Raw genomic sequence first — 24,243 nt, forward strand, 5'->3', positions numbered from 1 at the left:
AGGTGGAGCGAAATGGTATAGGAGCGGCCTTGTCAAGACAACCGCTGTCAACATGACCGTCAGAGCTCGCGCCGCCTAGGGCAAAAGCGCCTCGACGCGCTGGGCGAGCCCCTGGGCCAGGGCCTGGACATCAAGATGGGCCCGGCCTTCGACCATCACGCGAATCAAGGGCTCGGTACCGGACGGGCGCAGGAGCACTCGCCCCTGGTCGCCGAGCGTGGCTTCGAGCTCGCCGACCGCCTCATCGAGCGCCGGCGCGGCCATCACCTGCCGAGCATCGGTGCCGGCGGGCAGGCGCACGTTGACCAACGCCTGAGGCACCTTCTCGAACCCCTTCAACAGCGCCGCCAGCGTCTGCTGTTCGCGCATCATCAATGCCAGCACCTGAAGCGCCGACACGATGCCGTCGCCGGTGGTCTGCACGTGGGCGCAGACGATATGCCCGGAGGACTCGCCGCCGAGCTCCCAACCGTGGGCGGCCATCTTTTCCATCACGAAGCGATCGCCCACCTTGGCACGCTCGAAGGGAATACCGAGCTCCGAAAGCGCCATGGCCAGGCCGAAGTTGCTCATCTGAGTGCCGACCACCCCGCCTTCCAGCAGGCCCCGGTCGAAGCGGTCGCGGGCGATCAGGTAGAGAATGTCGTCGCCGTCGACCTCGCGGCCATCGGCGTCGACCAGCAGTACCCGGTCGCCGTCACCGTCGAAGGCGATGCCGATATCCGCGCCCTGCTGGATCACCGCCGCGCGCAGTGCCGCCGGATGGGTGGAGCCCACCTGCTGGTTGATGTTGAGCCCGTTGGGGGCGGCGCCGATCACGCTCACCTCGGCGCCCAGCTCGCGAAACACGCTCGGCGCGATGTGGTAGGTCGCGCCGTGGGCGCAGTCAAGCACCACCGAGAGCCCGTGAAGACTGAGCCGATCCGGCAGTGTCGACTTGCAGAACTCGATATAGCGCCCGGCGGCGTCGTCGATCCGCGTGGCCTTGCCGAGATGGGCGGCCGCCACGGTCTCGAGCGGCGCGTCCAGCATGGCCTCGATCCGGTCCTCGAACTCGTCGGGAAGCTTTCGGCCCTCGGCAGAGAAGAACTTGATGCCGTTGTCCTCGAACGGGTTGTGCGAGGCGGAGATGACAATACCGGCGTCGGCACGGAAGGTGCGCGTGAGATACGCGATACCCGGCGTCGGCATGGGACCCAGAAGCGACACATCCACGCCGGCGGCGGAAAGGCCCGCCTCGAGGGCAGATTCGAACATGTAGCCCGAAATGCGCGTGTCCTTACCGATCAGCACGCGGGTGCGACCCTTCTCGCGGCGCAGCACCTGCCCTGCCGCCCAGCCGAGTTTGAGCATGAAGTCGGCGGTAATGGGCGCCTCGCCCACCGTGCCGCGAATGCCGTCGGTACCGAAATAGCGTCGTGTCATGATAAGGATTCCTTGTGGATCGACGGCTCGCAGCCTTCCTGGAGGACCGCCCACGCCATGGTAACGGCATCCACGGTGGCGCCGACATCATGCACGCGTACTATTTTCGCCCCCCGCTCCACCGCCAGTGCCGAGAGTGCCAGCCCCCCGGGCAGGCGCTCCTCGACTGGCCGCCCCAGCACCTTGCCGATCATGCTCTTGCGCGACATGCCGACCAGCAACGGCAAGCCCAGCATGTCGAGCGAGCGCATCCGATTGAGAAGGCGCAAGTTGTGCTCGACGCTCTTGCCGAAACCGAAACCCGGGTCGAGCAGCAGCTGATGGCGATTGATCCCGGCAGCGTTGCAGGCGCTGACCCGCGCGGCGAGGTAGTCCGCGACGGCCTGTTCGACGGGCACGTCATAGTGTGGGGCGTGCTGCATGTCCCGCGGCTCACCCTGGCGATGCATCAGGCACACCGGCAGGCAGCTTTCCGCCGCCGCGGCGAGCGCACCGTCGCGCTCGAGACCACGCACGTCGTTGATCATGCTCGCCCCGCGCGCCGCGGACTCGCGCATCACCCGTGCGCTGCTGGTATCCACGGAGACCAGCGCATCGAGCTCGCGCACCAGCGCCTCGACCACCGGCGCGACGCGATCCAGTTCCTGCTGCTCCGGCACGGCATCGGCGCCGGGACGGGTCGACTCGCCGCCGACATCGATCACCGCCGCTCCCTCGGCGAGCATTTGCTCGGCACGGCGCAGCGCGTCGTCCAGCGCCACATGGCGGCCGCCGTCGGAAAAGGAGTCGGGAGTGACGTTCAATATTCCCATCACGCGAGGAAAGGAGAGATCGAGCCGGTGGCGGCCGCACTGCAGGAAGGGAGCGTGGCTCGGGGCCTGCTCGGGGTCAACGGTTGAGGTCATGGGACAGCCCGATAAATGAAAACGTGGAGGCTAATTGGCCCATAGCATAACAAAAAAGGCGCCCCAGGGTGGGGCGCCTTCGTGACGAGATGCCTGGCTCAAGGCCCGGCCGGCCCACCGAGCGGGTCCGAGGGACGACGGCGCGGTTCGTCGTCATCTTCCTCGTCATCACCGGGTTCGCCTACCTCCGCATCGTCCTGCTTCGGCTCGACCTTGTCGCCGCCGATGGGCGTACCGCCGCCGGAGGAGTCGCCGTCGTTCCAGCCTTCCGGCGGGCGCGGATCCTTGCCTTCCATGATGTCCTTGAGCTGAAGTGCATCGATGGTCTCGTACTTCATCAGCGCTTCGGTCATGGCGTCGAGCTTGTCGCGGTTGTCGTGCAGGATCTGGCGCGCCTGCTCATAGCACTCATCGATGATCTTGCGCACTTCCTTGTCCAGGCGAGAGGTGGTCTCGCCGGACTTCAGCTTGCCACCACCCTGGCCCGGGCCGCCGAGGAACTGGTGGGACTCGTCCTCGTCGTACATGATCGGGCCCATCTCGTCCGACAGGCCCCACTTGGCGACCATGTTGTGGGCCAATTCGGTGGCCCGCTTGATGTCGTTCGAGGCACCGGTGGTCACGCCGTTGGGACCGAGCGTCATCTCCTCGGCGATACGGCCGCCGAACAGCGAGCAGATCTGGCTCAGGATCTGCTGGCGCGACAGGCTGTAGCGATCCTCTTCCGGCAGGAACATCGTGACGCCCAAGGCACGTCCGCGCGGAATGATCGTCACCTTGTAGACCGGGTCGTGCTCCGGCATGACCAGACCGATGATCGCGTGACCGGCTTCGTGGTAGGCGGTGTTGAGCTTCTCCTTGTCGGTCATGACCATGGACTTGCGCTCGGCGCCCATCATGATCTTGTCCTTGGCGAGCTCGAGCTCCTCCATGCCGACCAGGCGCTTGTTGCGCCGCGCGGCAAAGAGTGCGGCCTCGTTGACCAGGTTGGCCAGATCCGCACCGGAGAAGCCGGGCGTACCACGAGCGATGATCACCGGCTTGACGTCCTCGGCCAGCGGCACCTTGCGCAGGTGCACGCCAAGGATGTGCTCACGACCACGAATGTCGGGCAGGCCCACGGTAACCTGACGATCGAAACGGCCCGGGCGCAGAAGCGCGGGGTCGAGCACGTCCGGGCGGTTGGTCGCGGCGATGACGATGATGCCTTCGTTGGCCTCGAAGCCATCCATCTCGACCAGCAGCTGGTTCAGCGTCTGCTCACGCTCGTCGTTGCCGCCGCCCATGCCGGCGCCGCGCGAACGACCCACGGCATCGATCTCGTCGATGAAGATGATGCAGGGCGCCTGCTTCTTGGCCTGCTCGAACATGTCGCGTACCCGCGAGGCGCCGACACCCACGAACATCTCGACGAAGTCGGAGCCGGAGATCGAGAAGAACGGCACCTTCGCCTCGCCGGCGATGGATTTCGCCAGCAGCGTCTTGCCGGTACCCGGCGGGCCCACCATCAGCACGCCGCGCGGAATGGTACCGCCCAGGCGCTGGAACTTGGTCGGGTCACGCAGGAAGTCGACCAGCTCCTCGACCTCCTCTTTCGCCTCGTCGCAGCCGGCGACATCGGCGAAGGTGGTCTTGATCTGATCCTGGGACAGCAGCTTGGCCTTGGACTTGCCGAAGCTCATCGGCCCTCCCTTGCCGCCGCCGGCCCCGCCCTGCATCTGGCGCATGAAGAACATGAAGATGGCCAGGATCAGCAGGATCGGGAAACTCGCGATCAAGAGTCGCGTCCAGATGCTCTGCTGCTCCGGCTCCTTGCCGACGACAGTGACGTTGTTGCTCAGAAGGTCATCCATCAGCTTGGGGTCTTCCGCCGCCGGGCGGATGGTCTGGAACTGCGAACCGTCGGTGCGCTCACCGGAAATGGTGTAGCCGTCGATGGTGACGCTACGAACCTGTTGATTTTGCACCTGCTGCACGAACTGGGAGTAGTTGGTGGACTGCGGTGCGCTTTCCGTACTGAAATTATTGAACACTGTCAGCAGCACGGCCGCGATGACCAACCACAGGATCAGGTTCTTCGCCATATCGTTCAAGGGGCTACCCTCATTACAAGAATCCGTCAGTTAACCGTCGATACTCAGACCTTACACTAGAGCACTCCGTTCAACCATTGCCAAAGCACGTTTGACTTTGGGCCATCAATGCCATATGCGCGTTCACCAGGGTGGCAGGCGCTGCGCCCGCCGGGGCGATGATCGCTTTACTATTGTTTCGGTGCATCTTCTATCGGTACGGCTTTGCACGGGTCATCCGCGAAACCCCTGAGCCAGGAAATAGACCTCGCGGGAGCGTGCGCGCGAGGCGCCGGGCTTGCGCGTCACCACGCGGTCGAACGACCCTTTCAGCTCCTTGAGATAGGCATCGAACCCTTCGCCCTGGAACACCTTGGCGAGAAACGTGCCGCCCTTGGGCAGGGTTTCCCGGGCAAGCTCGAGCGCGAGCTCGACCAGGTACATCGCCTGGGGCTGGTCGATGGCGGCCATGCCACTCATATTGGGGGCCATGTCCGACATCACAAGGTCCACCTGCCGATCACCGAGCGTTTCCAAAATCGCGTTTAGGACGCTCTCTTCGGTGAAATCGCCCTGGATGAAATCGACCCCGGCCAGCGCGTCCATCTCGAGAATGTCCGAGGCGATCACCACGCCATCGATGCCGACCTTCTCGGCAGCCACCTGGCTCCAGCCGCCGGGGGCGGCGCCGAGATCGATCACCGTCATGCCGGGGCGAAACAGCTTGTCCTTCTCGTCGAGCTCCAGGAGCTTGTAGCTTGCCCGGGAGCGATAGCCATCCTGCCAGCTCTGCTTGACGTACTGGTCGTCGAAGTGCTCTTTCATCCAGCTGGCGCTGGTCTTGCTGACGGCGTGCTTGCGGCCTGGGGGCTTTTGCTGCATGGGGTGTCTGTCTGGCGTGAAGGCATGGATGTCGGAAACGACCGGGCGGGACGCTTTCACTCGACGACGTTTCGCCGTAAGATGGAGCGTTAAGCGCAAACCGGGATACCGCAAGATACCATGAGCTTGTCACAGGCACAAAAGAAAGCATTTCGCAGCATCGGCCACCACCTGAACCCGGTGGTAACGGTCTCCGAGAACGGCATTTCCGAGACGCTGCTCGCCGAGCTCGGCCGGGCGCTGAACGACCATGAGCTGATCAAGGTCAAGCTGGCCTTGCCTGAGCGCGACGACCGCGCGGCGATGATCCAGGAGCTGGTCAACGACAGCGGCGCGGAGCTCGTCCAGACCATCGGCAAGATGGCGCTACTGTATCGCAGAAACCCAAGCGCCAACCCCAAGCTTTCCAACATCAGCCGCTTCGAGAACCATCACGGCCGGCACTGAGCGCCGCGCCCGATGCCGCCAAGAGCGCATGAAAGCCTCGAAACGCCAAAAGCCCGGGAGAAGACTCCCGGGCTTTTTTTGACCTGCCTGACGGCTAGAGGTGCTCGACGCTCTCGATCTCGTACTCGACGTCGCCACCCGGGGTCTTGACCACCACCACGTCACCCTCTTCCTTGCCGATCAGCGCACGCGCGATGGGGGAAGTGACCGAGATGCGCCCGGCCTTGATGTCGGCTTCGTCCTCGCCGACGATCTTGTAGGTCACTTCAGCGTCGCTATCCAGGTTCAGAAGCGATACCGTCACCCCGAAGATCACCTTGCCGGTCTTCGGCAGCTTGGTCACATCGATCACCTGGGCGCCGGAGAGCTTGCTCTCGATCTCCTGGATGCGCCCTTCGATGAAGCCCTGCTGCTCGCGAGCGGCGTGGTACTCGGCGTTCTCCTTGAGATCACCGTGCTCCCGCGCCTCGGCGATGGCTGCAATCACCGTGGGGCGCGCTTCGCCCTTGAGGTGATTGAGCTCTTCGCGAAGGCTTTGCTCGCCCGCGACGGTCATCGGGACCTTGTTCATTGACTTGCTCCTGCATGCAGATCCTGAAGGCGCCGCACCGTGATCTCCCGGCCGTACTCCAGCGCCATGCAAACGGCATTGGCGCCCGCCAAGGTGGTCGCATAGGGCACCTTGCGCGCCAGCGCAGTACGGCGAATGATCGAAGAGTCGTTGATGGCTTGACGACCTTCGGTGGTATTCACGATATAGGCGATCTCGTCGTTCTTGAGCGAATCGACGATATGGGGGCGGCCTTCGTAGACTTTATTGACGTGCTCCACCGCGAGGCCGGCGGCCTCCAGGGCCGCTGCCGTGCCGCGAGTGGCACATAGCGTGAAGCCCAATGTTAGCAGAGAACGCGCGACTTCGATAATCCCCGCCTTATCCGGCTCACGCACCGACAGGAACGCCTTGCGCGGGCCATCGAGGGCCGGAATCGCCTCGCCGGCGCCGAGCTGCGCCTTGTAGAACGCCTCGGCGAAGGTGTCGCCGGAGCCCATTACCTCGCCGGTGGACTTCATTTCCGGCGAGAGAATCGGGTCGACCCCCTGGAACTTGTTGAACGGGAACACCGCCTCCTTGACGCTGTAGAAGTGCGGCACGATCTCGCGCTCGAAGCCTTGCGCGGCGAGCGTTACGCCGGCCATGCAGCGCGCCGCCACCTGGGCAAGCGAGGTGCCGATGCACTTCGAGACGAAGGGCACGGTGCGCGAGGCGCGCGGGTTCACCTCGATGACGTAGATCTCACCGTCCTGCCAGGCGAGCTGCACGTTCATCAGGCCCTTCACGCCGAGCTCGACCGCCATGCGCTTGACCTGATCGCGCATCTCGTCCTGAACATCCGCCGGCAGTGAATAAGGCGGCAGCGCACAGGCGGAGTCGCCGGAGTGAACGCCTGCCTGCTCGACGTGCTGCATGATGCCGCCGATCACCACCTGCTCACCGTCGGACACGGCGTCGATGTCGACCTCCACCGCCGCGCTCAGGAAGTGATCCAGCAGCACCGGCGAGTCGTTGGAGACCTTCACCGCGTTGGTCATGTAGTTTTCGAGCTCGGAGGCATCATAAACGATCTCCATGGCCCGGCCGCCGAGCACGTAGCTCGGGCGCACCACCAGCGGGTAGCCGATAGTCTCGGCCTTGGCGAAGGCCTCGTCGAAGCTTCTCGCAGTGGCGTTGGGCGGCTGCTTGAGGCCCAGCTTGTCGATCATCTGCTGGAAGCGCTCGCGGTCCTCGGCGCGGTCGATGGCGTCCGGCGTGGTGCCGATGATCGGCACGCCCGCCGCTTCGAGCTCGCGGGCGAGCTTGAGCGGCGTCTGGCCGCCGAACTGGACGATCACGCCGACCGGCTTCTCCTTGTCGGCGATCTCGAGCACGTCCTCGAGGGTCACCGGCTCGAAGTAGAGACGATCCGAGGTGTCGTAGTCGGTGGAGACGGTTTCCGGGTTGCAGTTGACCATGATGGTTTCATAACCGTCGTCGCGCATGGCGAAGGCGGCGTGAACGCAGCAGTAATCGAACTCGATACCCTGGCCGATGCGGTTCGGCCCGCCGCCAAGCACCATGATCTTCTGGCGATCGGACACGTCCGCCTCGCACTCCTCCTCGTAAGTGGAGTACATGTAGGCGGTATCGGAGGCAAACTCGGCCGCACAGGTATCGACCCGCTTGTAGACCGGTCGGATGCCGGCTTTCTGACGCGTCTGGCGGAACTCCTTTTCCGAGACGCCGAGGAGCCTCGAGAGGCGCGCATCGCCGAAGCCTTTGCGCTTCAAGCGGTAGAGCTCCTGTGCAGTGAAGTCGGAGAGCGTGCGCTCGGCGACCGCCTTCTCGGTCAGTACCAGGTCCTCGAGCTGGACGAGGAACCAGGGGTCGATGTTGGTCAGCGCGAACACCTCGTCCACGCTCATGCCGCTGCGCATGGCGTCGGCCACAAAGAAGATGCGCTCGGCACCGGCGGCCTGAAGCTCGCCCTTGATCAGCGCCATGTTGTCGTCGCTGAAGTCGGTGACGATCGGATCGAGTCCGTCGTTGCCGGTCTCCATGCCGCGCAGCGCCTTCTGCAAGGATTCCTGGAAGGTGCGACCGATCGCCATTACCTCGCCCACCGACTTCATCTGGGTGGTCAGGCGGTCGTTGGCCTGGGGGAATTTCTCGAAGGTGAAGCGCGGAATCTTGGTGACGACGTAGTCGATCGACGGCTCGAAGGAGGCCGGGGTCGCGCCGCCGGTGATGTCGTTCTGCAGCTCGTCCAGGGTGTAGCCGACGGCCAGTTTCGCGGCGATCTTGGCGATCGGGAAGCCCGTCGCCTTGGAGGCCAGAGCAGAGGAACGCGATACCCGCGGGTTCATCTCGATGACCACCAGGCGGCCGGTCTTCGGGTCCATGCCGAACTGGACGTTGGAGCCGCCGGTCTCGACGCCGATCTCGCGCAGCACCGCCAAGGAGGCGTCGCGCATGATCTGGTACTCTTTATCCGTCAGCGTCTGGGCCGGCGCCACGGTGATCGAGTCGCCGGTGTGCACGCCCATCGGGTCGAAGTTCTCGATCGCGCAGACGATGATGCAGTTGTCGTTCTTGTCCCGAACGACCTCCATCTCGTACTCCTTCCAGCCCAGAAGCGATTCGTCGATCAGAAGCTCGTGGTTGTTGGAGAGCTCGAAGCCGCGGGTGCAGATCTCCTCGAACTCCTCCTTGTTGTAGGCCACGCCGCCACCGGAGCCGCCCATGGTGTAGGAGGGACGAATGATGGTCGGAAAGCCGAGCTCCGCCTGGATTTCCCAGGCCTCGTCCATGGTGTGGGCAACCTTCGCCTTCGGGCACTCGAGACCGATGCGTTTCATCGCCTGGTCGAACAGGTCGCGGTCTTCGGCCATGTTGATGGCGTCGGCGTTGGCGCCGATCATCTCGACGCCGTGCTTTTCGAGTACGCCGTGCTTTTCGAGATCCAGGGCGCAGTTGAGCGCGGTCTGGCCGCCCATGGTGGGCAGGATAGCGTCGGGCTTCTCCGCTTCGATGATCTTCTCCACCGCCTGCCAGGTGATCGGCTCGATGTAGGTAGCGTCCGCCATGGCCGGGTCGGTCATGATGGTGGCCGGGTTGGAGTTCACCAGTACAACGCGAAAGCCCTCCTCGCGCAGCGCCTTGCACGCCTGGGCGCCGGAGTAGTCGAATTCGCAGGCCTGGCCGATGACGATGGGGCCGGCGCCAATGATGAGAATGGTATTGATATCGGTACGCTTGGGCATAACGGTTCCCGCAAAAAAGTGACGATGGGCTCGATTGAACGTTTACAGCACCTGACGAATCAGCGACGTGCCTGCATCATTGAAATGAAGCGGTCGAACAGCGGCGACACATCCTTCGGCCCCGGACTCGCCTCCGGGTGGCCCTGAAAACTGAACGCCGGGCGGTCGGTACGCTCGATACCCTGCAGGGTGCCGTCGAACAGCGAGCGGTGCGTGGCGCGCAGGTTCGCGGGCAGCGTCGCCTCATCGGCGGCGAAGCCGTGGTTCTGGCTCGTGATCATCACCGTGCCGGTGTCGAGATCCTGCACCGGGTGGTTGGCGCCGTGGTGGCCATGGCTCATCTTCACGGTCTTGGCACCGCTTGCCAGCGCCAGCAGTTGATGGCCCAGGCAGATGCCGAACACCGGCGTCTCGGTCTCGAGCACTTCCTGGATTGCCTTGATGGCGTAGTCGCAGGGCTCCGGGTCGCCGGGGCCGTTGGCCAGGAATACGCCGTCCGGGTTCATCGCCAGTACCTCACTAGCGGGCGTCTGCGCCGGCACCACCGTCAGGCGGCAGCCGCGGGCGGCCAGCATGCGCAGGATGTTGAACTTCACTCCGTAATCGTACGCCACCACGTGGTAGGGGCGCTCGCCCTGAGTGGTATCAGCGTAGCCCGCGCCCAGGGTCCACTCGCCTTCGCTCCACTCATAGGCCTCTTTGCAGGAAACCTCCTTGGCCAGATCCATGCCCTTGAGCCCCGGGAATGCCCGCGCCGCTGCCAGCGCCCGCTCGACGGCGTCGTCGCCTTGCGCCTCAGAGCCTGCCAGGATCGCGCCGTTCTGCGCGCCCTTGTCGCGCAGAATGCGCGTCAAGCGGCGAGTGTCGATATCGGCGATGCCCAGCACGTTCTGGCTTTCGAGATACTCGGACAGGCTTTGCTGGCTGCGAAAGCTGCTCGCCATCAGCGGCAGATCGCGAATCACCAGGCCCGCCGCGGCGATGGAGGCGGACTCCACGTCCTCGGCGTTGATGCCGGTGTTGCCGATGTGCGGGTAGGTGAGGGTGACGATCTGGCGGGTGTAGGAGGGGTCGGTGAGTATTTCCTGGTAGCCGGTCATGGCCGTATTGAACACCACCTCCCCGCTGGTGACGCCTTCGGCGCCGATGGCGATACCATGGAACACGCTGCCATCTTCCAGGGCCAATATCGCGGGTTTGCTCAATGCGGGGTTATTCAAGGCAAGTTCTCCCATGCTGGTGGGAGCCTGTGGGCGCAGGCTCGGCGATCCGGTGTCGGCGTTTGCGGGCAAACGTCGGGTCGTAAAAAAGCGGGACGAAGCCGACAAGAAAAATCGGTTTCATCCCGCTTGTTGTTCTCTTCCGTGGCAATGCCATGGTGAAGCGTCAGTGGTGGCGTCGAACAGGGCCGGTGCAACAAGCGAAGCGCTTTCGCCGTCTTTTGTCACCTCACACACCACCACCCGGCCAAAATTTTTGGAATGTTACAGCATTCCGGCGCATCAGGCCAGCCCGCGATGATGAATCATGCTTAGCCCCGAGCCAGACCCAGCACGTCCTGCATGTCGAAACGCCCGGCCTTCTGGCTCGACACCCAGCGTGCGGCGCGCACCGCGCCCTTGGCAAAGGTCATGCGGCTCGACGCCTTGTGGGTGATCTCGATGCGCTCGCCTTCAGTGGCGAACATCACCGTATGCTCGCCGACGATATCGCCGGCGCGCACGGTGGCGAAGCCGATCTCGGTGTCGCTACGCGGCCCGCACTGGCCGACACGTTCGAACACGCCGTGCTCCTTGAGGGTGCGCCCGAGCGCGTCCGCGACCACTTCGCCCATCTTGATGGCGGTGCCGGAAGGCGCATCGACCTTGTGGCGATGGTGCGCTTCGATCACTTCGATGTCGTAGCCCTCGTCACCGAGCGCCCGGGCGGCGGTTTCCAGAAGCTTGAGCGTGAGGTTCACGCCCACGCTCATGTTGGGGGCGAAGACCATCGGCACGCGGTCGCGGTAGCCATCGAGGGCCTCAAGTTCGTCGTCGCTCATGCCGGTGGTGCCGATCACGATCGCCTTGCCGTGCTCTGCACAGAAAGCGAGATTGGCAAGCGTCACCTTGGGGGCGGTAAAGTCGATCAGTACGTCGAAGTCGTCCTTGATCGCCTCAAGGGAATCCACGGCGGCCACGCCACTCTTGCCGGTACCGGCCAGTTCACCGATGTCGGCGCCGGCCAGCGAACTTCCCGGCTCGACGATGCCGCCGGCGAGCGTTGCGGTCTCGTCCTGGTTCACGGCGCTGACCAGGGTACGGCCCATGCGACCGGCCACGCCCACGATGGCTACTCGAGTCATGCGATCTCCTAGAGGGCGCCTTTGGCGGCCCGTGTCAGTGAAAGGTCGCGAGTATACCAGAGGCGGCGAAGGCCGAGCTCAGTTCTCCCAGACGATCTCGAGGGTCTCGTCCTTGGCGGCCATGCGCACCAGGTGGCTTTCGACCACACCCTCGAGCTGATCGAGGGCCTCTTGGTCAAGCGTCTTGATCGAGACCGAAAGCTTGTCCGCCTCGGCGTGCAGCAGGCAGGTGCCCTTCTCGTCGGGAAAGACGATTCTGGCGTCCTGATCGGTGTACTCGACCTCGAGCTTGTGCGACCAGTGCTTGCACAGGCGGTTGATCAGGCGAGTGCCCGATTCGGTAGAAATGTCGGCGCGAGAAATCGGCATGGAGGTTCTCCTGTAAGCGAGATGAAGATATTGGCACTTCACAGTAGCGCACACGCTCTGCGCCACGCCAATGAACGAGCTGCAACGCGGCGTTTTGTATCGAGCAACGCCGCGTTGACTGCGCCGTCACTTTCACTCCTCTTCCAGCGCTTCGCGGATATCGGCGACATCGCCGGCCGCGACCGCCGGTGCGGCGTTACCCCAGCTGTTGCGCACGTAGGTCAGCACGTTCGCCACTTCCTCGTCGCTCAAGTTCCAGGCAAAGGCCGGCATCGCCGGGGCGGTGGGCTTGGCGTCGGTAGCCACCGGGCGGCTGCCCGCCAGCACCACGCGGATCAGCGACGTGGTGTTGTCGCCGTTGACCAGCGGATTGCTTGCCAGTTGCGGGAAGATGCCCTCCTCTCCGCCGCCACTGGGCGTATGGCAGCCCGAACAGCGATCGAAGTAGATATGGCTACCGGCGCGTACCTGCGGGTCGTCCTCGCCAAGGGGCTCCGGCGGCTCGCGATCCCAGTCGTCGGACTCGAGCCCCGCCCCCGAGAGCAGGTAGCGCGCCACCGCGCTCAGGTCGCTGTCGCTCCAGTATTGCGACGAGTGATGTACCTCATCGGCCATCGGCCCGGAGGCGAAACCGAACCGGTTGCCGCCGGTCTTCAGGTACTCGACGAGCTCCTCCTCGCTCCAGGCGCCGATGCCGACGTGCCGGTTCGGGGTGATGTTCGGCGCGTACCACCCCTCGATGGTGGCCCCGGCGAACTTGTCGCCGCCGTCGCCGCCCATGAAATTGCGCGGCGTGTGACAGGTGCCGCAGTGGCCCAGGCTCTCGACCAGATACGCTCCGCGATTGATGTCGTCGGGCTGCTCCGGGTCGGGCTCGAAGCGGCGCTCGTCGAAGTTGAGCCAGTTCCAGCCGCGCATGACGCCGCGAATGCTGAACGGGAACGGCAACTGGTTGGCCTCGATGTCGTTCTCCACCGGCGTGACGGTCTGCAGGAACGCCCAGAGATCGTGGATGTCCTTGTCGGTCATCAGGGTGTAGGAGGGGTACGGCATGGCCGGATAGAGATGGTAGCCGCCCTTGCCCACCCCTTCGGTCATCGCTGCCTTGAATTCCTCGAGACTCCAGCGGCCAAGGCCGGTGGCGTCGTCCGGCGTGATGTTAGGCGCGATCAGCGTGCCGAACGGTGTTTCAAGCGGTACGCCCCCAGCCAGCGGCCGGTCGTCGTCGACGGTATGGCAGGCAGCGCAATCGCCCAGCACGCTGATGTAGCGACCGCGTTCGATGTCCTGGTACTCGGTGCTGGCGGCCAGCGCCGACAGCGGCAGCAGCGCGAGTGTGACCCCGGTGAGCGTTTTCATGACATCATCTCCCCCGGGTTTCTCAGGTAGCGGTTGACGATGCCGTAAGCGGCCTTGAAGGCGAGTGCCCCGACCGTGCCGGTAGGGTTGTAGCCCGGGTTCTGGGGAAACGCCGAGGCGCCGACCACGAACAGGTTGGGCACGCCCCACACCTGCAAGTGCTTGTTCACCGAGCTGTTGCTCGGATCCGCCCCCATGACGAAGCCACCCACCACGTGGGAGGACTGGTAGGGCCGCCCGTCCCAAGGGCCGGTGCGCGGGTTGGCGACGATCTGGCGCGGATTCATCCGCCGGGCGATCTCCGCGGTCTTGTCGGTGACGTACTGGGCCATGCGCAGGTCGTTTTGGGTGAAATCGAAGGTGATGCGCAGAAGCGGCCGCCCCAGCCGGTCCCGGTAGGTGGGGTCCAGTGACAGGTAGTTGTTGGGCGAAGAGTAGTTGCTCGCCTCGCAGCCGATCGACATGGTGCTCTTATAGTTGTCAACGGTGGCACGCTTCCAGTTCGAGCCCCAGCGCGGCGTGCCCGGCGGCGTTGGGCGCGCGTTGATCGGCGCCGCGCCGATCGGCGTCACCCGGGTGCTGCCGCCGCCGAAAAAGCCCAGCCCCGCGTGGTCGAAGTTGTCATTGTTGAAGTCGTCGATGCCCATGCCCACCGCGCCGGCGCCGATGAACGGGTTGAAGTTCTTGTCATCGAAAAAAAGCTGCACGTTGTTGGCGGTCTGGTAGGCGTAGTTGCGCCCGGTGGTGCCCTGGCGCGTGGCCGGGTCATAGGCCTGGCCGATGTTCGAGGTGAGCATCAAACGCACGTTCTCGAAGGTGAAGGCGGCGACGACGACGATCTCGGCGGGCTGCTCCCAGCGCCGCCCTGCGGAGTCGACGTAGATGATGCCGGTGGCGCGGCGCCCGTCCGAGTCGGTAGTGACCTCGAGCACCTCGCAGTGGGTGCGCGCCTCGAAGTTCTCCTTGCGGATCAGCGCCGGCAGTACCGTGGTGATCGCACTTGCCTTGGAGTAGTTGGCACAGCCGTAGTTGGTGCAGAAGCCGCAGAAGGTGCACGGTCCCATGGTCACGCCGAGCGGGTTGGTGTAGGCCTCGGAGACCAGCGACGACGGCACCGGGAACGGGCTGTAGCCCATTTCGCGGGCGGTGTCGGCGAACAGCGTCGGCGAGTAGGGTTGCTTGAGCGGCGGCGTCGGGTAGTCGCTCGAGCGCGCGCCCTCGAAGGGGTTGCCGCCCGGCTGCTGGCCGCTTTTGAGCTGCCCGGCCCGGCCGGAGGTGCCGGCCACCTTCTCGAAGGCGTCGTAGAAGGGTTCCATCTCGTCCCAGTCGGTGCCCCAATCCTGCAAGGAGAGTTCGTCGGGAATCGCATCCGCGCCGTAGCGCTCCTCGAGGTGGCTGCGCAGGCGAAACTCCTCGGGCTGGAAACGAAAGGTGATGCCCGCCCAGTGGTTGCCCGCCCCGCCGGTGCCGTTGCCCGGGTGAAACGAGCCCCACTTGCGCATCGGCAGCGCCGTCTGCGAAGGCGTATTGCGCATGGTGATGGTGTTCTGGGCGGTGCGCAGCATCAGCTCCTGACGCTGAGCGTAGCGCAGCTCATCAGTGACCGAGGCGATGTTGAAATCCTTGGCGGTATCGCGCCAGGGGCCGCGTTCGATGCCGACGACCTTGAGGCCCGCATCGACGAGTTCGTTGGCGATGATCGCCCCGGCCCAGCCGAGCCCGACCACCACTGCGTCCGTGAGAGGTAGTTTGGTTGCCATGGTCGCTTATCCCTGCGCTTGCCAGTCGGAACGTCCGCCGATACTCACCGGCGTAAACTCCAGGTCTTCGTTGTGTCGCTCGATGTAGTCGCGGTAGTCGTAGCGGGCGCCGGGAAAACCGAGCATCTTCCAGGAGACCATGTCGCGATTGCCGCCGTACAAGGGGTCGGCGAAGAAGCCTTCCATGGTGTTGGTGAGCACCAGCTCGAAAAAGAGTTGGCTGTCGATATCGTCGAGCTGGATCTGCTCCTGCTCGAGCTGGGAAAGGATCTGGTCGCGCCGGTCGGCCTCGAGCTCGGCAAAGCGCGCGTCGTGCTCGCGGCGGCAATGATCATCCAAGGCGGCAAGGCCAATGCGGTAGCGCTGGCCCGGCGTGAGGGGGGACTGGTCGCCCTGCTCGGGCGTGCCGTCCTGGAAGGGGCCGTGCATGTAGAGGCGCTCGAAGCCGCCGTAGGCACCGGCCAACTGGCGGTCGATGAAGATCGCGCAGCCTGCTTCCTTGCCGCTGATGCTCAGGTCATCCGCCGGGATCAGCCGCTCGACGATCGCCTCGACGGTCGCCGCCTCCTCCTCGGTGAAGAACTGCCAGCCGGCGCTTTCATCCACCGGCTCGACGGCCACGTTGGCCAAAGGCTTCCATTCCGGGGTGCCTTGAAAGGTCAGCGCCTGGGCGGCGCCCGGGGCAGCGGCACCGACCAGCAGCGCCGCCGACGACCCCAGTAGCTCCCTGCGGGTCAGCCCGCCGGAGGCAGCAGGCTCGTCTCTCTTTTTCATCACGGTTCCCTTTTTTCGTTTCAGCCCGCCGCATGCAAAGGCCGCAACGGATCGATAGATAGCCGGGCAAAACTCATAACCTGCTAACTATTAACCTGAAACATAGGAGACGCGACAATACACCGCAAATACAAAGGGCAATTCAGTTCGAAAAAGTGTCTGGCCGTATCTCTAGCGCCTTCGGCGACGTCGCCAGCCAAGCCCACGTCCTTCAAGCGAGGCCAGCGCCACGCCGGCCAGCATCAGCGGCAGCGCCAGGAGGAAACCGCTGGAGATGGGAATGCCGAACAGCACCCAGTCGGCGGCGATCGGCCACACCAATGCCACGTACTCGAAGGGGGCGAGTTTCGACACCTCGGCGTAGCGAAACGCCAGCGTCATGGCGATATGCCCCGCCCCGCCGAAAAGCCCCGAGAGCACCAGCAGCGAAAGCTCTGTGCCGGTCAGCGGCGCCCACCCCAGCGGCCACGTGGCAAACCCGGCCAGCGCCGACACCACGATGAAGTAGAACGCGATGGAGCCGGCGGTTTCGGTACGCGAGATATGACGAATGGTGAGCAGGGCGCCGGCGGTCAAAAGCGCCCCTATGGTGCCGAGCGCATAGCCCAGAAGCCGCCCGTCGCCGCTGCCCGCGCCCAGCTGGGGCACCACCAGCACCGCCATGCCGAGAAGTGCGAGCACGATGGCCCCGGCGCGGTAGAACGAGAACCGCTCGCCCAGCAGCAGCACGCCGCCCACGGCCATGAAGATCGGCGACAGCTGCACCAGAAGCGTTGCCTCGGCCACCGGCAGAAACGCCACCGACGAGAACGAGAAGAACATCGCCGTCGCCCCCAACCCCGAGCGCAGCAGATGCCCGAGCGGCCGCCGGGTCGCCAACGCCCCGGGAAACTCGCGGCGCACCAGCAGAAAGATCACGATCGGGATCAGCGCGAACAGCGAGCGAAAGAAGATCGACTGGCCCACCGGCACCGTCTCGCTCACCGCCTTGATGCACACGAACATGCCGGTGAACATCACCCCCGACAGCACGCGAAGAAAAATGCCCAGCCCCGGGCGATCCTGCAATCCAGTCATGATCGACGTCCTTGAAAACAAAAAGGTCCCCGGTGGGCACCGGGGACCTTGTACGCTAATGGCTGATGCTCTGTCGCGCTACCGAAACAGTGACGCTAACGCGGCGGGCCGGCCTTGCCGTATCTACGGCTTCATCTCTTCGAAGAACTTCTTCACGCTGTCGAAGAAGCCGGTCTTCTTGGGCGAGTGGCTGTGGCTGTTGCTGCCGTCGAAGCTTTTCTGGAGCTGGCGCAGCAGATCCTTTTGCTCGTCGTTGAGGTTCACCGGGGTCTCGATCACCACCTTGCAGAGCAGATCGCCCGGGGCGCCGCCACGCACGGGCTTCACGCCCTTGCCGCGCAGGCGGAAGAGCTTGCCGGTCTGGGTCTCCGGCGGGATCTTGAGCTTCACGCGGCCATCCAGCGTCGGCACTTCGAGCTCGCCGCCAAGCGCGGCATCGACGAAGTTGATCGGCACTTCGCACTGCAGGTGCTTGCCGTCACGATGGAAGATCGGGTGCGACTTGATCACCACCTGAACGTAGAGATCGCCCGCCGGGCCGCCGTTGATGCCGGACTCGCCCTCGCCGTTCAGGCGAATGCGATCGCCGGTATCCACGCCGGGCGGAATCTTGACCGAAAGCGTGCGAGTCTCGCGTACGCGGCCTTCGGCATTGCACTTGTGACACGGCACCTTGATCTGCACGCCGGTGCCGTGACAGGTCGGACAGGTCTGCTGCACGGCGAAGAAGCCCTGCTGCATGCGCACCTGACCCATGCCCTGACAGGTCGGGCAGGTGTCCTTGGTGGTACCGGGCTCGGCGCCATCGCCATCGCAGCGATCACAGGTGATGTGACGCGGCACGCGAATGTCGACGGTGGTGCCGGCCACCGCGCTTTCCAGATCGAGCTCGAGGTTGTAGCGCAGGTCAGAGCCGCGCGCCGGGGCGTTGGGCCCGCGACGCCGGCCGCCGCCTCCACCGAAGATATCGCCGAACACATCGCCGAAGATGTCGCTGAAGTCACCCGCACCGCCGCCGCCGAAGCCGCCACCGCCCTGGCCATCCACACCGGCATGGCCGAACTGATCATAAGCGGCGCGCTTCTGCTCGTCGCTGAGTACTTCGTAGGCGTCGGAGACCTCGCGGAATTTCTCTGCGGCGGTCTCGTCGTCCGGGTTACGGTCAGGGTGGAATTTTTGCGCCAGGCGGCGGTAGGCCTTCTTGATCTCTTTCTGATCGGCCCCTTTTTCAACACCCAGGACTTCGTAGTAATCGCGCTTGGACATGGGTCCCACGCCTCCTGGTCAATTCGTTACGTGATGAGGGTCGGCTCGGAAACGCCGACGCGGGAGCTGGCCCCCGCGTCACCGTCTTCCTTGGCAGAAAGAGGAGTTACTGCTTCTTCTGCTCGTCTTTCACTTCTTCGTACTCGGCGTCGACCACGTCGTCCTCGGGCTTGGACGCGGCTTCCTCGGCGCCTTCACCACCTGCCTGGGCGGCGTCCGCCTGCTCGGCGTACATCTTCTGGGCGAGCTGGCCGGAGGCCTCGGTCAGCGCATCCAGTTTCTTCTGGATGTCGTCCTGGTCGTCGGTCTTGACCGCGGCTTCCAGGTCGCCGATGGCGGTTTCGATCGCCTGCTTCTCGTCGTCGGTCGCCTTGTCGCCGGCCTCTTCCAGAGTCTTGCGGGTGGCGTGGATCATGCCGTCCGCCTGATTGCGCAGTTGGACCAGCGCCTCGAACTTCTTGTCTTCGTCGGCGTGAGCCTCGGCGTCGCGCACCATCTGATCGATCTCTTCATCGGACAGACCGCTCGAGGCCTTGATGACGATGGACTGCTCCTTGCCGGTCGCCTTGTCCTTCGCGGAGACGTTCAGGATACCGTTGGCGTCCAGATCGAAGGCGACCTCGATCTGCGGCACGCCGCGCGGGGCCGGCGGAATGTCGCTGAGATCGAAGCGACCCAGCGACTTGTTCTGCGCGACCTGCTTGCGCTCGCCCTGAGCCACGTGAATGGTCACGGCGGTCTGGTTGTCATCCGCGGTGGAGAAGGTCTGGGTCTTCTTCGTCGGGATGGTGGTGTTCTTCTCGATCAGCGGGGTCATCACGCCACCCAGGGTTTCGATACCCAGGGTCAGCGGAGTGACGTCCAGAAGCAGCACATCCTTGACGTCGCCGCCCAGCACGCCGCCCTGGATCGCGGCACCGACGGCCACGGCTTCATCCGGGTTGACGTCCTTGCGCGCGTCCTTGCCGAAAAACTCGGCCGCTTTCTGCTGCACCATCGGCATGCGGGTCTGGCCGCCGACCAGGATCACTTCGTCGATCTCGGAGGCGGAAAGACCAGCGTCTTTCAGCGCCATCTTGCAAGGCTCGAGGGAACGCTGCACCAGGTTTTCGACCAGCGATTCAAGCTTGGCGCGGGTCACCTTGACGTTGAGGTGTTTCGGGCCGGTGTTGTCTGCCGTGATGTAGGGCAGGTTCACGTCGGTCTGCTGGGCACTGGACAGCTCGATCTTGGCCTTCTCGGCGGCTTCCTTCAGGCGCTGCATGGCGAGGTTGTCGCCGGACAGGTCGATGCCGCTATCGGACTTGAACTGGTCGACCAGGTAGTTGATCAGCGCCAGGTCGAAGTCTTCGCCGCCCAGGAAGGTGTCGCCGTTGGTGGCGAGCACTTCGAACTGGGTCTCGCCGTCGACATCGGCCACTTCGATGATGGAGATATCGAAGGTACCGCCGCCCAGGTCATAGACCGCGATGGTCTTATCGCCGCGCGACTTATCCATGCCGTAGGCGAGTGCCGCAGCGGTCGGCTCGTTGATGATGCGCTTGACGTCGAGACCGGCGATGCGGCCGGCATCCTTGGTCGCCTGGCGCTGGCTGTCGTTGAAGTAAGCCGGCACGGTGATGACCGCCTCGGTGACCGCTTCACCGAGGTAGTCCTCGGCGGTCTTCTTCATCTTTTTCAGCACTTCGGCGCTGACCTGGGGCGGGGCCATCTTCTTGCCCTTCACTTCCACCCAGGCGTCGCCGTTGTCGGCTTCGGCGATCTTGTAAGGCACCATCTTGATGTCCTTCTGAACGACATCGTCCTTGAAACGACGACCGATCAGACGCTTGATGGCGTACAAGGTGTTTTCCGGGTTGGTGACCGCCTGGCGCTTGGCTGCCTGACCGACCAGCGTCTCGCCGTCGTCGGTGTAGGCGATGATGGACGGCGTGGTGCGGCCGCCCTCGGCGTTTTCGATGACCTTGGCGCTATCGCCGTCGAGAACCGCCACGCAGGAGTTGGTGGTGCCCAGGTCAATACCAATGATGCGTCCCATAGCAAAAACCTCGAATTCGGTGGTGACAAAAAGTGCAATCGGTCTGCGGCAGCGCCGCGGGTTGGCCTTTATCTGGGGGCCGCCCGGTACTTTTCAAGGGGCGATATCGCAATATCGCCGGATCGCGTCAGCCGGCTTTCTGGCTGACCACGACCATCGCCGGACGCACCAGCCGGCCGTTGAGCAGATACCCCTTCTGCATGACGTCCATCACGGTGTTGGGCTCGAGATCCGGGTTGGGCACCATGGCCATGGCCTCGTGCACCTGCGGGTCGAAGGGCTCGCCGTGGGGCTCGACGCTCTCGACGCCGAACTTCTGGAGCACGTCGAGCTGCATCTTGAGCGTCATGGACACACCTTCACGATGCGCTTCTGACGCGTCTTCCTGCATGCTCTCGAGTGCCTTCTCGAGGCCATCGACCACTGGCAGGAGCTCCTTGACGAACTTCTCCAGCGCGAACTTGCGCGCCTTGTCGGCTTCGGCCTCGGCACGGCGGCGCACGTTCTGGGCCTCAGCGGCGGCGCGCAGCGCCTGATCCTTGGCCTCCGCCAGACTCTGCTCAAGCTCCTCGACCTGAGCGGCCAGCACGTCGGCCTCCGGGTTGCCCGTGCCGTCGCCCATCAGGTCGCCGTCCAGCACCGGGCCGTCGTCCAGCACGCCGTCGATGTCACCTTCCACCAGGCGCTCCTCGTCGATTTGCTCGGACACGTCGGCTTCCTGCTCCTGGCGGGCCAGCTCGTCATCCAACGGGGTTTGCGGTTCTTTTGCCATGCCGTGCTCCTAAATGAGGTAGCGGCGCCGCGCGCGGCAGCCTACGTTGAAAAGGGTTGTGAGTTTGCCTGCACGCTATATGGGGGCCTTCCCGGGCATCTCAAGAGGGGCATTGAAGTGAGTTATCGACTACTGTATAAAACACCAATTATTGTATAAGCATCCAGTTTCTATAGAGCCCTGCCCAGGAGGCCCTATGCTGACCCAGCTAGTGATCCAGGATTACGCGATCGTCGATCGCCTAGAGCTTGATCTGACCCATGGCATGACCGCCATCACCGGCGAGACCGGGGCGGGCAAATCCATCTTGCTGGGGGCGCTGGGGCTGTGCCTTGGCGAGCGCGCCGAGGCGGGCAGCGTGCGCCATGGCTGCGAGCGCACCGATCTATCGGCGAGCTTCGACCTCGCCCACCTGCCTGCGGCCATCGAGTGGCTCGAGGCCCGAGAACTCTGCTCGGAAGAGTGTCTGCTGCGCCGCGTGGTGAGCGCCAACGGCCGCTCCAAGGCGTGGATCAACGGCCAGCCGGTGACCATCGCCGACCTCAAGGCGCTGGGCGAGCTCTTGATCCAGGTGCACGGCCAGCACGCCCACCAGGCCTTGATGCGCGAGGAGACTCATCTGGCGCTGCTCGACGACTACGCGGGGCTTCGCGAGCGGCGCCAGCAGCTCGGCGACACCTACAAGCAGTGGCGAAGCGCCAGGACGCGGCTCAAGCAGAGCCGCGAGGCGGGCAGTGAAGTGGAGGCCAAGCGCCAGCTGCTGCGCTATCAGGTCGAGGAGCTCGACCAGTTGGCGCTGGCCGAGGGCGAGCTCAAGACTTTGGAGGAGGAGCAGCACACCCTGGCTCACGCAGAGGAGACGCTGCGCGAGACCCAGTTCGCCGCAAAGTGCTGCGAAAGCGACGATGGCGGGGCGCTGTCATTGCTCAACCAGGCCCACGCGCGGCTCAGCGCCCTGCCCGGCAGCGACAAGGGCGTGCTGGCCAATACGCTCGCCATGCTCTCGGACGCCCGCATTCAGGTGGAAGAGGCCGCCGGCGAGCTTGCCCGCTTCGCCGACACCACCGAACTCGACCCGGAGCGTCTGGCCTGGGTGGACGAGCGCCTGACCGACGTGCACCGCATCGCGCGCAAGCATCACGTCGCACCGGAGGAACTCTGCGCGCTTCACCAGTCGCTGACCCGCGAGGTCACCCAGCTCGAGGCCAGCGACGAGGATCTCGAGACGTTGAGCAATCGGGTGGCAGAGCTTCGCGAGCGCTATCGCGAGCAGGCCAAGACCCTCAGCGAGGCGCGCCAGAAGGCCGCCGGGCGCCTGGGCAAGGAAGTCCAGCAGCAGCTGGCGTTTCTGGCCATGGGTAAGGCACACTTCGAGGTGGCGGTCTCACCGCGGGAGACGCCGAGCCAGGAGGGCCTCGACCAGGTGCAGTTTCTGATCAGCGCCAACCCGGGCCAGCCTGCACGCCCCTTGACCAAGGTCGCCTCCGGGGGCGAGCTTTCGCGCATCAGCCTGGCGATCCAGGTCGTCGCGGCCAGCCACTCCACCATCCCCAGCCTAGTGTTCGACGAGGTGGACGTGGGTATCTCCGGCGCCACGGCGGAAATCGTCGGCCAGCTTCTGCGCAAGCTGGGCGAAAACGGCCAGGTGATGACCGTGACCCACCTGCCCCAGGTAGCCGCGCAAGCCCATCAGCACCTGCATATCGAAAAACGTGCCAAGCGCGACAGCACCTTGACCCACATGGCGCTGCTCGACGAGCAGGGACGAATCAGCGAGCTGGCCCGCATGCTGGGCGGGGTGACGCTTTCGGAACAGACCCTGGCCCACGCCCGCGAGATGCTCGACGCCAGCCAGCGCCGCCCGCACTGACACCGCGTACTTCTCCAGAAACCAAAGCGCCCCCGTCGATCGATCGACGGGGGCGCTTTCTTGCCGGGGTGCGCATCAAACGGTCAGTCCACCGTCACGCCTTGGGCCGCACGTACAGCACCAGCGCATGATCGATCAGCTCGAACCCATGCTCTTCGGCAATCTCCTGCTGGCGGCGCTCGATGATCTCATCGACGAACTCGATGATCTCGCCGCTATCCAGGCACACCATATGGTCGTGATGCTCCTCCTGAGTCATCTCGAACACCGCGTGGCCGCCATCGAAGTTGTGACGGATCACCAGTCCCGCCGTCTCGAACTGCGTCAGCACGCGATAGACGGTGGCAAGGCCCACGTCCTCGCCCGCATCGATCAGTGTCTTGTACACTTCTTCTGCGCTAAGGTGGTGCTGACCCGAAGCATTTTCGAGGATCTGCAGGATCTTGACGCGCGGCAGGGTCACTTTCAGCCCGGCTTTGCGCAGTTCATGGTTCTGATCGGCCATGGTTGCTCTTCGCAGTAACAGGTTAGGTCGGGTATGATCGACCGAAACCACGATAGTGAAGAACAGGCCCAAATGCAAAAATTGACACGAATCATTACGCTTTCCGTCGCCCTGACCGTCGTCAGCGGCTGCAGCTACGTCGGCGTCTACAAGCGCGACATCCCCCAGGGCAACCTGGTGACTCAGGAGATGGTCAGCCAGCTTCAGCCGGGCATGACCCAGGAGCAGGTGACCTACGTCATGGGGCGGCCGCTTCTGGAGGCGCCTTTTGACTCTCGCGAGTGGGATTACGTCTACCGCCTCGACAAGGCCTACGCCGGCGTCGAGCAGCGCCGCGTCACTCTCACCTTCGATGACGCCGGTCGGCTGGTCAACGTGGAGCAGCAGGGCGATCTCTCGCGGGCACCTTCGATCAGCACCGATCGCGGCGTGGGCCCGGCCACGGAGTTCGACGATCCGGCGATGCCGCTTCTGACACCGAGCCGCCCGGCAGACACGCAGCCGACCCCGTCGAACGCGCCGGCGGCCACCCCCGACAACGCGCCGGAGCCGCAGCCGGTACTCCTCTCCGAATAGCGCG

At 64.4% G+C, this 24,243-nt stretch carries 20 protein-coding genes; 3 read left to right on the forward strand and 17 right to left on the reverse strand.

Annotated elements, in window-relative coordinates; all coding sequences use genetic code 11:
• Positions 1 to 75: 75 nt before the first annotated feature.
• From glmM to rlmE, 4 genes are all read right to left on the reverse strand, one after another.
• Complete coding sequence (gene glmM, locus GEV37_RS08425; RefSeq protein WP_227389802.1) at positions 76 to 1,425, reverse strand: phosphoglucosamine mutase; 1,350 nt, start codon at positions 1,423 to 1,425, stop codon at positions 76 to 78.
• On the reverse strand, positions 1,422 to 2,330 hold the full coding sequence (folP, locus tag GEV37_RS08430) for a dihydropteroate synthase (RefSeq protein WP_386111411.1): 909 nt from the start codon (positions 2,328 to 2,330) through the stop codon (positions 1,422 to 1,424). Before folP ends, glmM begins: the two co-directional genes overlap by 4 nt.
• 98 nt (positions 2,331 to 2,428) lie before the next feature.
• Positions 2,429 to 4,423: an ATP-dependent zinc metalloprotease FtsH gene (gene ftsH, locus GEV37_RS08435; RefSeq protein ID WP_227389803.1), complete on the reverse strand. Its 1,995-nt coding sequence runs from the start codon at positions 4,421 to 4,423 to the stop codon at positions 2,429 to 2,431.
• Positions 4,424 to 4,636: 213 nt separating this feature from the next.
• Positions 4,637 to 5,284, reverse strand: coding sequence for a 23S rRNA (uridine(2552)-2'-O)-methyltransferase RlmE (gene rlmE / locus GEV37_RS08440; protein ID WP_227389804.1), 648 nt, complete (start codon positions 5,282 to 5,284; stop codon positions 4,637 to 4,639).
• Between the two features lie 120 nt (positions 5,285 to 5,404).
• Between rlmE and yhbY the strand changes: the two genes are divergently transcribed.
• Positions 5,405 to 5,731, forward strand: a complete 327-nt coding sequence (gene yhbY, locus GEV37_RS08445; RefSeq protein WP_227389805.1) for a ribosome assembly RNA-binding protein YhbY — start codon at positions 5,405 to 5,407, stop codon at positions 5,729 to 5,731.
• Between the two features lie 94 nt (positions 5,732 to 5,825).
• On the opposite strand, the gene greA is transcribed toward yhbY, so the two are convergent.
• From greA to grpE, 12 genes are all read right to left on the reverse strand, one after another.
• Positions 5,826 to 6,302: a transcription elongation factor GreA gene (gene greA, locus GEV37_RS08450; RefSeq protein ID WP_227389806.1), complete on the reverse strand. Its 477-nt coding sequence runs from the start codon at positions 6,300 to 6,302 to the stop codon at positions 5,826 to 5,828.
• A complete protein-coding gene (gene carB / locus GEV37_RS08455) occupies positions 6,299 to 9,529 on the reverse strand; it encodes a carbamoyl-phosphate synthase large subunit (RefSeq protein WP_227389807.1) in 3,231 nt (1,076 codons plus the stop codon). The genes greA and carB overlap by 4 nt, the downstream gene beginning before the upstream one ends.
• A 59-nt stretch (positions 9,530 to 9,588) precedes the next feature.
• Positions 9,589 to 10,734 (reverse strand): glutamine-hydrolyzing carbamoyl-phosphate synthase small subunit, encoded by a 1,146-nt coding sequence (gene carA / locus GEV37_RS08460; RefSeq protein ID WP_227390123.1) that lies wholly within the window; start codon positions 10,732 to 10,734, stop codon positions 9,589 to 9,591.
• 326 nt (positions 10,735 to 11,060) lie between these two features.
• Positions 11,061 to 11,873: a 4-hydroxy-tetrahydrodipicolinate reductase gene (gene dapB / locus GEV37_RS08465; protein WP_227389808.1), complete on the reverse strand. Its 813-nt coding sequence runs from the start codon at positions 11,871 to 11,873 to the stop codon at positions 11,061 to 11,063.
• Positions 11,874 to 11,951: 78 nt separating this feature from the next.
• A complete protein-coding gene (locus GEV37_RS08470) occupies positions 11,952 to 12,242 on the reverse strand; it encodes a DUF2218 domain-containing protein (RefSeq protein WP_227389809.1) in 291 nt (96 codons plus the stop codon).
• Positions 12,243 to 12,374: 132 nt separating this feature from the next.
• On the reverse strand, positions 12,375 to 13,601 hold the full coding sequence (locus GEV37_RS08475; RefSeq protein ID WP_227389810.1) for a c-type cytochrome: 1,227 nt from the start codon (positions 13,599 to 13,601) through the stop codon (positions 12,375 to 12,377).
• The gene (locus GEV37_RS08480; protein ID WP_227389811.1) at positions 13,598 to 15,361 is read right to left on the reverse strand and encodes a GMC family oxidoreductase; all 1,764 of its coding nucleotides are present in this window, start codon (positions 15,359 to 15,361) and stop codon (positions 13,598 to 13,600) included. The genes GEV37_RS08475 and GEV37_RS08480 overlap by 4 nt, the downstream gene beginning before the upstream one ends.
• A 6-nt stretch (positions 15,362 to 15,367) precedes the next feature.
• Positions 15,368 to 16,135, reverse strand: a complete 768-nt coding sequence (locus GEV37_RS08485; protein WP_227389812.1) for a gluconate 2-dehydrogenase subunit 3 family protein — start codon at positions 16,133 to 16,135, stop codon at positions 15,368 to 15,370.
• A gap of 171 nt (positions 16,136 to 16,306) precedes the next feature.
• On the reverse strand, positions 16,307 to 17,212 hold the full coding sequence (locus tag GEV37_RS08490) for a DMT family transporter (protein WP_227389813.1): 906 nt from the start codon (positions 17,210 to 17,212) through the stop codon (positions 16,307 to 16,309).
• A gap of 123 nt (positions 17,213 to 17,335) precedes the next feature.
• Positions 17,336 to 18,478 carry a molecular chaperone DnaJ gene (gene dnaJ, locus GEV37_RS08495; RefSeq protein ID WP_227389814.1) on the reverse strand — a complete coding sequence of 381 codons (1,143 nt, stop codon included), beginning with the start codon at positions 18,476 to 18,478 and terminating at the stop codon, positions 17,336 to 17,338.
• Positions 18,479 to 18,584: 106 nt separating this feature from the next.
• Positions 18,585 to 20,516, reverse strand: coding sequence for a molecular chaperone DnaK (gene dnaK / locus GEV37_RS08500; RefSeq protein ID WP_227389815.1), 1,932 nt, complete (start codon positions 20,514 to 20,516; stop codon positions 18,585 to 18,587).
• Positions 20,517 to 20,643: 127 nt separating this feature from the next.
• Complete coding sequence (grpE, locus tag GEV37_RS08505; RefSeq protein ID WP_227389816.1) at positions 20,644 to 21,288, reverse strand: nucleotide exchange factor GrpE; 645 nt, start codon at positions 21,286 to 21,288, stop codon at positions 20,644 to 20,646.
• Between the two features lie 196 nt (positions 21,289 to 21,484).
• Between grpE and recN the strand changes: the two genes are divergently transcribed.
• Positions 21,485 to 23,158: a DNA repair protein RecN gene (gene recN / locus GEV37_RS08510; protein WP_227389817.1), complete on the forward strand. Its 1,674-nt coding sequence runs from the start codon at positions 21,485 to 21,487 to the stop codon at positions 23,156 to 23,158.
• A gap of 94 nt (positions 23,159 to 23,252) precedes the next feature.
• On the opposite strand, the gene fur is transcribed toward recN, so the two are convergent.
• Entirely contained in the window at positions 23,253 to 23,663 is a 411-nt protein-coding gene (gene fur, locus GEV37_RS08515; protein ID WP_227389818.1) for a ferric iron uptake transcriptional regulator, read from the reverse strand.
• A gap of 72 nt (positions 23,664 to 23,735) precedes the next feature.
• On the opposite strand from fur, the gene GEV37_RS08520 reads away from it, so the two are divergent.
• Positions 23,736 to 24,239 (forward strand): outer membrane protein assembly factor BamE, encoded by a 504-nt coding sequence (locus GEV37_RS08520; protein ID WP_227389819.1) that lies wholly within the window; start codon positions 23,736 to 23,738, stop codon positions 24,237 to 24,239.
• The last annotated feature ends 4 nt before the right edge of the window (positions 24,240 to 24,243 follow it).

The organism is Vreelandella malpeensis (assembly GCF_020622355.1).
Taxonomy (GTDB): domain Bacteria; phylum Pseudomonadota; class Gammaproteobacteria; order Pseudomonadales; family Halomonadaceae; genus Vreelandella; species Vreelandella malpeensis.